This is a genomic window from Streptomyces sp. CB02261, assembly GCF_001905665.1.
In the GTDB taxonomy this organism is placed as follows: domain Bacteria; phylum Actinomycetota; class Actinomycetes; order Streptomycetales; family Streptomycetaceae; genus Streptomyces.
Map to the genome: position 1 here is coordinate 207,373 of NZ_LIVX01000008.1, position 7,852 is coordinate 215,224.

Annotated in this window: 7 protein-coding genes; 1 reads left to right on the forward strand and 6 read right to left on the reverse strand. The window is 72.6% G+C overall.

What is annotated here, in order from left to right; translation table 11 throughout:
• Positions 1–82 precede the first annotated feature (82 nt).
• The 3 genes from AMK29_RS26160 to AMK29_RS26170 form a co-directional block, all read right to left on the reverse strand.
• Positions 83–2,404 carry a collagenase gene (locus AMK29_RS26160; RefSeq protein WP_073817611.1) on the reverse strand — a complete coding sequence of 774 codons (2,322 nt, stop codon included), beginning with the start codon at positions 2,402–2,404 and terminating at the stop codon, positions 83–85.
• 200 nt (positions 2,405–2,604) lie between these two features.
• Positions 2,605–3,837 (reverse strand): cation:proton antiporter, encoded by a 1,233-nt coding sequence (locus AMK29_RS26165; protein WP_073817614.1) that lies wholly within the window; start codon positions 3,835–3,837, stop codon positions 2,605–2,607.
• 7 nt (positions 3,838–3,844) lie between these two features.
• Entirely contained in the window at positions 3,845–4,315 is a 471-nt protein-coding gene (locus AMK29_RS26170; RefSeq protein ID WP_073817615.1) for a cation:proton antiporter regulatory subunit, read from the reverse strand.
• A 93-nt stretch (positions 4,316–4,408) separates the two neighbouring features.
• Between AMK29_RS26170 and AMK29_RS26175 the strand changes: the two genes are divergently transcribed.
• The gene (locus AMK29_RS26175; protein WP_241845715.1) at positions 4,409–5,137 is read left to right on the forward strand and encodes a 4'-phosphopantetheinyl transferase family protein; all 729 of its coding nucleotides are present in this window, start codon (positions 4,409–4,411) and stop codon (positions 5,135–5,137) included.
• Positions 5,138–5,275: 138 nt separating this feature from the next.
• On the opposite strand, the gene AMK29_RS26180 is transcribed toward AMK29_RS26175, so the two are convergent.
• The 3 genes from AMK29_RS26180 to AMK29_RS26190 are packed head-to-tail and all read right to left on the reverse strand — an operon-like array spanning position 5,276 to position 7,792.
• Entirely contained in the window at positions 5,276–6,217 is a 942-nt protein-coding gene (locus tag AMK29_RS26180) for an ATP-binding cassette domain-containing protein (protein ID WP_241845716.1), read from the reverse strand.
• A gap of 20 nt (positions 6,218–6,237) precedes the next feature.
• Positions 6,238–6,456 carry an MbtH family protein gene (locus tag AMK29_RS26185; RefSeq protein WP_032768750.1) on the reverse strand — a complete coding sequence of 73 codons (219 nt, stop codon included), beginning with the start codon at positions 6,454–6,456 and terminating at the stop codon, positions 6,238–6,240.
• Positions 6,457–6,460: 4 nt separating this feature from the next.
• Entirely contained in the window at positions 6,461–7,792 is a 1,332-nt protein-coding gene (locus AMK29_RS26190; RefSeq protein ID WP_073817624.1) for a cytochrome P450, read from the reverse strand.
• Positions 7,793–7,852: the final 60 nt, after the last annotated feature.

The following is a 7,852-nucleotide window of genomic DNA, read 5'->3' on the forward strand; positions in this document are numbered from 1 at the left end:
TAATATGTCACATTCTCTTCGAGGAAAACAGGGCGCGGAGATCATCCAACTCCGCGCCCTGTCGTGCCGGTTGGGAGTCGGGTCAGCCGCGCAGCGGGCCCTCGCAGTGGTAGCTCGACGTTCCCGCGCGTCCGCCGGTCCAGATGTCGACCGGGCCGAAGGAGCAGTTCATGTCGGCGAGGTTGTTCGAGGCCGCGCCCGCCCGGTCGAGGAGGAAGTAGTCGACCGTCTCGGACATGTCCTTGAAGACCTGGTCGGCGCTGCCCGCGTCCGCGAGGTTGGCCGTGATGCGTCCGGTGCAGGTGAAGCGGCGCCCGCCCGGCTCGCCGCTCTCCGCGCAGACCGGGATGCTGGAGGTCGCGGCGGTGAAGGAGGCGGCGACGTCGGCGGCCCGGGAGTCCCGCAGCTGTGCCACCGGCGTGAACGTGGTGGCCGGGACGAAGAGCCGGTCGACCTCGGCGATCCGCGCGTCCAGGAAGCGGTCGTAGTCGCGCTGGAGCGCCGTGTCGGCGCCGAGCCGCGCGCGCCAGGCGTCGTACGCGGCGACGTCGTTGCCGCGCAGGTGCCGGTACATCTCGCGCAGCGTGGCGGGCCTGTCGGTCCAGAGGTACTCGAAGAAGGTGCCGGCGTACGCGTAGAAGCGGAAGCCGTCGCCGTCGTAGGTGGCGTTCAGGATCTGGCGCACGGTCATGCGCGGTCCGCCGCCCGCCGTGTCGGCGATGACGCCGCGGACGAGGGACTTGCGGACGGCGATGCCGTCGTCGCGGGTGGCTCCGTCGAAGAACTCGGCCGTGCCCTCGTCCATGGCCGTGGTGCGGTCGCCCTGGTACCAGGGGCCCTCACCGAAGAAGCCGGGCACCGCGAAGCGGCCGTTGAGGTAGTGCGTGTACTCGTGCCGGAAGAGCTCTTCCAGGGTCAGTGAGGAGTCCTGGGGGACGCGGCGCTCGTAGGTGTAGAAGGTGGCGCCGCGCTCGATGTAGATGCCGCCGTTGTTCGTGTCCATCCCGGTGAGGATCGGGTGGTACTTCTCGTAGTCCGCGCGCGAGGCGTACAGGACGATGTTCAGCGAGGTGTTGGGGTCGCCGGCGAGCGGCTCCAGGGTGCCGAGCACCCGGTGGAACTGGGCCTTGACCTGCTTGCTCGCGTAGTAGAGCGTGTCGACGGTCAGGCGCGGGAGTCCGGTGCGGACCTTGATGGCGCCGCTGTCGTACGCGTACGTGTACGGGAAGATCCGGCGTTCGATGTCCGCCCTGCACACCGCGTACGGGGCGCAGGCCTCGTAGACGTTGAGCCAGGAGACCAGCGAGGCCCACTGCGCGCTGCCGGTCCCGAAGGTGGTCTCGACGGGGCCGAGGAGGGCGCCGAGGTCGGCGACGACCGCCGGGCGCAGGCCCTGGATCTGGCCGAAGCGGCCGTACTCGCCCAGGGCGTCGCGTGCGACCCAGCTGTTGGCGGTCCCCTTCAGGTGCCCGTACCCCGCGAAGGCCTTGAAGGCGGCGCGGTACGCGGGGTCGGCGGCGGCCGCAGCGTGGAAGGCGGAGTCCTGGTTGCCGGGGTAGACGCCGAGGTAGTTGAGGGAGAGCGCGGCGAGTGCGGCGCCCGCCCAGGCCGGGTCGAGGTGGGTCGCCGGGTGAGCGGCGTCCATCGTCGCGAGGGTCTTGCGGATCAGGGGCAGCTGGTGCTGCCGGAGACCCGGGGCGCTCGCCGCGTACAGCGCCTCGCGCAGGGTGTCGGCGTTGGAGGCGGTGACGTCGAAGGTCCGCGGGGCCGTGCCGTAGGCGGCGACGGCCCGCCGCACGGCGTCGACCGTCGGGGCGTCGGTGGTGTCGATCTCGTCGCGCGAGAAGTCGTGGTAGGCCACCGCGTGGAGGTAGGTGAACATCTCCTCCAGGTGGGAGGAGTTCTTGCCGTCGTGGCCGGGCGCGAGGGTGGTGGCGCGGCGCGCGACGGCCTGGACGTGGGCGTCGGACATGACCGGCGTGAGCCGGGCGTCCCAGGTCCAGACGAGTCCGCGCAGACAGTCGTCGGCGGTCACGGCGGGGTCGGCGAGGAAGTCGGCGAACCGTTCGGGGGTGAGGCCGGTGACGCCGTCGAGGGTGCAGGGCGCGGCGGCGGTCCGCTGTCGGGCGCGCGGCTGCGCGGCGGTGTCGGGGACGGCGCCGGGTATCCGGCCGGCGGCGGCGCCGCCGGGTGCGGGTGCCGGGGCGGCGACGGCCGGGGGTGCGCTCGCGAGCCGGTCGACCTCGTCGTGAGGGTGCGGCCGCGGCGCCGGGTGGGCCGCAGGCGCGGCCGGTGAACCGGCGGGCTGCGCGGCCTGACCGACGCCCTGGCCGAGGGGTACGAGCAGGCCGACCGCGAGGGCGGAGGCGAGCAGGGCGGTGCGCACGGATCTGTGCTGGGACACCAGGGCTCCTGTCGAAGGTGGGGATGTGGGGGTGGTTCCCAGTCAACTCGCTTTGCTGCACGTCGAGTTGACGTTCTGTCCAGCGATGGTGCGAGCAGTACCATAGTAATGTGAAATTGTACTGACAAGGGGTTGGCGGCATCCCGGCGCAACGGGAACCGGGGGGTCCTCTGGAAGGACCCCCCGGAATCACCGGTTCCTCAGATGCGGTCGGAGGCCGCCTCGGGGGCCGTGACCGCCTCGTGCGTCAGGGACTCCGGAGGTGGCGGGGTGCTCACCCGGCGCCGTACGAGACGAGCGGCGAGCGGCTCCGTGAACCTGGCCGTGAGGGGACCGACGACGACGAGGATCAGGACGTACGCCGTGGCGAAGGGCCCCAGTTGCGGCTGCACCCCGGCGGTGACGGCGAGCCCGGCGATGACGATGGAGAACTCGCCGCGCGCCACCAGGGCGCCGCCGGCCCGCCACCGGCCCTTCGTCCCGATCCCGGCGCGGCCCGCCGCCCAGTACCCGGTGGCGATCTTCGTCAGCGCCGTGACGACCGCCAGGGCGAACGCGGGAAGGATCACCGGCGGAATGCTGGCGGGGTCGGTGTGCAGACCGAAGAAGACGAAGAAGACCGCGGCGAACAGGTCACGCAGCGGGCTCAGCAGCGCGTGGGCGCCGTCGGCGACCTCGCCGGACAGGGCGATGCCGACGAGGAACGCCCCGACGGCCGCCGAGACCTGGAGCTGCTGGGCGATGCCCGCGACGAGCAGGGTGAGACCGAGGACGACGAGGAGCAGCTTCTCCGGGTCGTCGCTGGAGACGAAGCGCGAGATGAGGCGCCCGTAGCGGACGGCGACGAACAGGACGGCGCCGGCCACGCCGAGGGCGATGGCGAGCGTGGCACTGCCGGCGGCCAGTCCGACGCCGGCGAGGAGGGCCGTGACGATGGGCAGGTAGACGGCCATGGCCAGGTCTTCGAGGACCAGGATGCTCAGGATGACCGGGGTCTCGCGGTTGCCCAGGCGCCCGAGGTCGCCGAGGACCTTGGCGATGACCCCGGAGGAGGAGATCCAGGTGACGCCGGCGAGGACGACGGCGGCGACCGGCCCCCAGCCGAGCAGTAGCGCGGTGGCGGCGCCGGGAAGGGCGTTGAGGGCGAAGTCGACGAGCCCGGCGGGGTACTGGGTCTTGAGGTTGGTGACGAGATCGCTCGCGGTGTACTCGAGTCCCAGCATCAGGAGCAGGAGGATCACGCCGATCTCGGCGCCGATGGCGACGAACTCCTCGCTGGCGCCCAGTGGCAGGAGACCGCCCTTGCCGAAGGCGAGCCCCGCGAGGAGGTACAGGGGTATCGGGGAGAAGCGGAACCGGCCGGCGAAGCGCCCGAGCAGGCCGAGGCCGAGGATGATGGCGCCGAATTCGATCAGGAAGACCGCGGAGTGCACGCCGCCCTCACTCCCGACCGAGTATCGCGGCGGCCGCGTCGACGCCCTCGCGGGTGCCGATGACGATGAGCGTGTCACCGCCGGCCAGTCGGAACGCGGGCGTCGGGGACGGTACGGCCCCGGAGCGGCGCAGTACGGCGACGATCGAGGCGCCGGCCTCGGTCCGCATCCGCGTCTCGCCGAGGACCCGCCCGTTCCAGTACGAGTGGGCGGACAGCTCGACGCGTTCGGCGACGAGCCCCAGATCGGTGGTGTGCAGGACGTTGGGGCTGTGGTGGGCGGGCAGCAGCGCGTCGATCAGCGAGCCCGTCTCGGCCTCGGTGAGGTGCAGCGACTGGGCGCAGGCGTCGGGGTCGTCGGCGCGGTACACATTCAGGGTGCGGGTCCCGTCGCGGTGCGCGATCACCGACAGCTGCCGGTGCTCCCGGGTGGTGAGGTCGTACTGGACTCCGATGCCGGGCAGGGGTGTCGTTCTCATCCGCGGAGCAGGCACAGGCCGTCCCTCCTGTCGTTCGTGGGCGGTCATGGTGTGCGGCCATGGTGTCATCCGTCCGGAATCCGGGATCGGGCCGTGGGTAGTCTGGGAGCCCCGTCGGCCCTGGTAGGGGCGTCGACCCGGTGCGGTGAGGACGTCGTGATCGAGGAGCTGATACCCGCGCCCGCGAGCGCCGCCCACGCGTTCCACGACTGCGACTCGGCCGTCGGCGCCCTGTTCCCGGAGGAGGCCGCCGCCGTCGCGCGCGCCCTGCCGAAACGGCGTCAGGAGTACGCCGTCGTCCGCGTGTGCGCCCGGCGCGCGATGAGTGCCCTGGGGGTCTCGGCGGTGGCGCTGGTGACGGGGGAACGGGGCGCTCCGCGGTGGCCCGCCGGTCTCGTGGGGAGCATGACGCACTGCGCCGGGTACCGCGCGGCCGTCGTCGGCCGGGCCTCCGACTACCGCGGCCTCGGCATCGACGCCGAACCCAACGCGCCGCTCGACGACGAGGTGCTGGAGTTCGTCTCGTCGCCGCGGGAGCGGGCCCGGCTCCGCGCGCTTGCCGCGTCCGCGCCGGAGGTCTGCTGGGACCGGCTGCTGTTCAGCGCCAAGGAGTCGGTGTTCAAGGTCTGGTATCCGCTGACCGGGCGCGAGCTGGACTTCGGGGACGCGGACGTCCGGATCGACCAGGAGGCGGGGACGTTCACCGCGGACGTCGGCCTTCCGGACGACGGCCCGGACGGCGAACACCTGAAGGTCCTCGAAGGGCGCTGGCTCTGCCGCGACGGTCTCGTGGTGACGGCCATAGCCCTCCGGCGCGGGTGAGCGTACGGGCGTGGCCCGCCGGCGCGGGCGCGGTGGGCGGGGCGGGGGCTCAGCCCGCGGTCCGGCACCTCCGGGCCCACGGCAGGGGCGACGCGCGGGGGTCGGTCGCGCCGCCGCCGTGGCCCGGAGGGGCCGGGGTCATTCGGCCGGCCGGCCCGTCAGATGCGCGAAGACATCGTCCAGGGTCGGCCTGCGCACGGTGAAGTCGCTGACCTGGATGCCCGCGTCGCGCAGGGCGACGGCGACGTCGGCGACGTCACCGAGCCCGTCGTCGAGCTGCACGGCGATCGTGCCCTTGGCGGCGTCCACCGTGGGCACGGTCGTCAGCGCCGGTCCGAGGGCGGCGAGGACCGCGCCCACGTCCGACGGCGCCGACACCGTCACTTCGAGCCACTCCCGTCCGACCTTGCGCTTGAGGGCGTCGGGGGTGCCGTCGGCGATCACCCGGCCGGAGTCGACGACCGCGATCTGGTCCGCGAGGAAGTCCGCCTCCTCCAGGTACTGCGTCGTCAGGAGCAGGGTGACGCCGTTGTCCACCAGCTCGCGGACGAGTTCCCACAGGGCCATCCGGCTGACCGGGTCGAGCCCCGTGGTCGGCTCGTCGAGGAACAGCACGGGGGGCGAGGTGATCAGGCAGCTCGCCAGGTCGAGCCGCCTCCGCATGCCGCCGGAGTAGGTGCGGGCCGGCCGGTGGGCCACGGCGGTGAGGCCGAAGCGCTCCAGGAGCTCGTCCGCGCGCCGGCGCGCCGTCCGGCGGCCGAGGTGCAGCAGCCGTCCGAGCAGCGCCAGGTTCTCGTGCCCGGTGAGGATCTCGTCGACGGCCGCGTACTGGCCCGCGAGGCCGATGCGCCGGCGTACCTCGTGCGGCTGCCGGGCCACGTCGAAGCCGGCCACCTCCGCGTGCCCGCCGTCCGGTGCCACGAGCGTCGTGAGCACCTGCACGGTGGTCGTCTTGCCCGCCCCGTTGGGGCCGAGCAGGCCGAGCACCGTGCCGGCGCGCACCTGGAGGTCGATGCCGGAGAGCGCCTCGACGTCCCCGTACCGCTTGCGCAGGCCCTCGGCCCGGATGGCCGTGTCCACCTCTGCCGCCCCCACCGCGCTCAGCGCACCGGGTCCGGGGCCTGCTCCCGCAGGCTGCGCGGGCGCATGTCCGTCCAGTGCTCCTCCACGTACGCGAGGGCGGCGTCGTGGCTGCTCTCGCCGAGCGCCTCGGTCCAGCCGTCGGGCACCTGGGCGAAGGCGGGCCAGAGGCAGTACTGGGCCTCGTCGTTCACCAGGACGAGGAACGTGCCGTTCTGGTCGTCGAAGGGGTTCGGCATGGGGTCACTTCCCATCTGTCGCGGACTCGGGGGTCCGCTCGACTGTGGCAGGGGGTGCTGACACCGGGCTGATGCCGGTGGCGTGCGGGGCGGGACGGTCGAGGCGGACCGGCAGGCCGGTGTAGCCGTACACGAAGTTCGAGTGGAGCAGGCGGGGGCTGCCGAGGAGTTCGATGTGCCCGACCTTGTCCCGGAGGGCGCGGAGCATCGCCTCGACATGGGTGCGGCCGAGGAAGGCGCCGATGCAGAAGTGCGGTCCGTGTCCGAACGCCACGTGCTTGTTGGGCGTACGGGCCAGGTCGAAGCGCTCCGGGTCGGTGAAGACGTCCTCGTCGAAGTTGGCGGAGCTGTTCCACAGGGTGACCACGTCGCCCGCGGCGATCGTGCGGTCGCGGATCTCCACGTCGGTGAGGGCGCGCCGGCCGAAGTGCATGGCCGGGGTGGTCCAGCGGAGGACCTCCTCCGTGGCGGTGGCGGTGTCGACGAGCCCCTCCTTCAGCGCCTTCCACTGGTCGGGGTGTTCGGCCAGGGCGATGACGGCGCCGACGGACGACATCCGGCTGGACTCGTCGCCGCCGAGGATCAGGCTGTAGCAGTTGAAGACGATCTCGTCCTCGGTGAGGAGCCGCCCGTCGACGGTGCCGGTGGCCAGGGCGCTGATCACGTCCTCGCCGGGGTGCCGGCGGCGCTGGGCGGCGAGGCCGGAGAAGTACAGGAGGATCTCGTTGCGCGCGAGCCATTCCTCCTCCGCCCCGTGCTCCTCGCTGGTACGGGAGAGGGTCATGGTGTTCCAGTGGACGAGCTGCTCGCGGTCCGCCACCGGCACGTCCATGAGGTCGCCGATGGTGTTGATCGGGATGTGGTCCGCGAGGTCGACGACGAAGTCGAACGCGCCCCGCTCCAAAGCCTCTTCGAGCAGGGCGCCCGTGCGGACGTTCACGCCCTCCACCACCGGTGCGAGGACGCGGGGGGAGAAGGACTTCAGCATGAGGTTGCGGATCTCGCGGTGCCGGGGCCCGTCGGTGACAGCGAGCATCTTCCCGGACGCCGAGTCCTCGCCCTGGAGCAGGGTGGCGAGGACGTTGCCGCGTTCGGACGTGAACCGCTTGTCGTCCCGGTAGACCGCGACGACGTCGGCGTGGCGGGACAGCACCCAGAACGGGGGCGCGCCGGGGGTGGCGCGATGGTGGTGGACCGGTCGTTCGGCGCGGAACCGGGCCCAGATCGCCCTCAGGTCGGGGCGGGTGAAGGTACGGGGGTCGGTGAGGTCGACGCTGTCGGGGTCGGGGATCTCCGGTCTCGCGGGTTCGGCGGGCTGCGGTGCGGTGGGTCTCATGGCGGGTGCTCCCTTCGGAACACGGCGGAGAGGGGCGGTGGGACCGCGGCGCACGGCGGG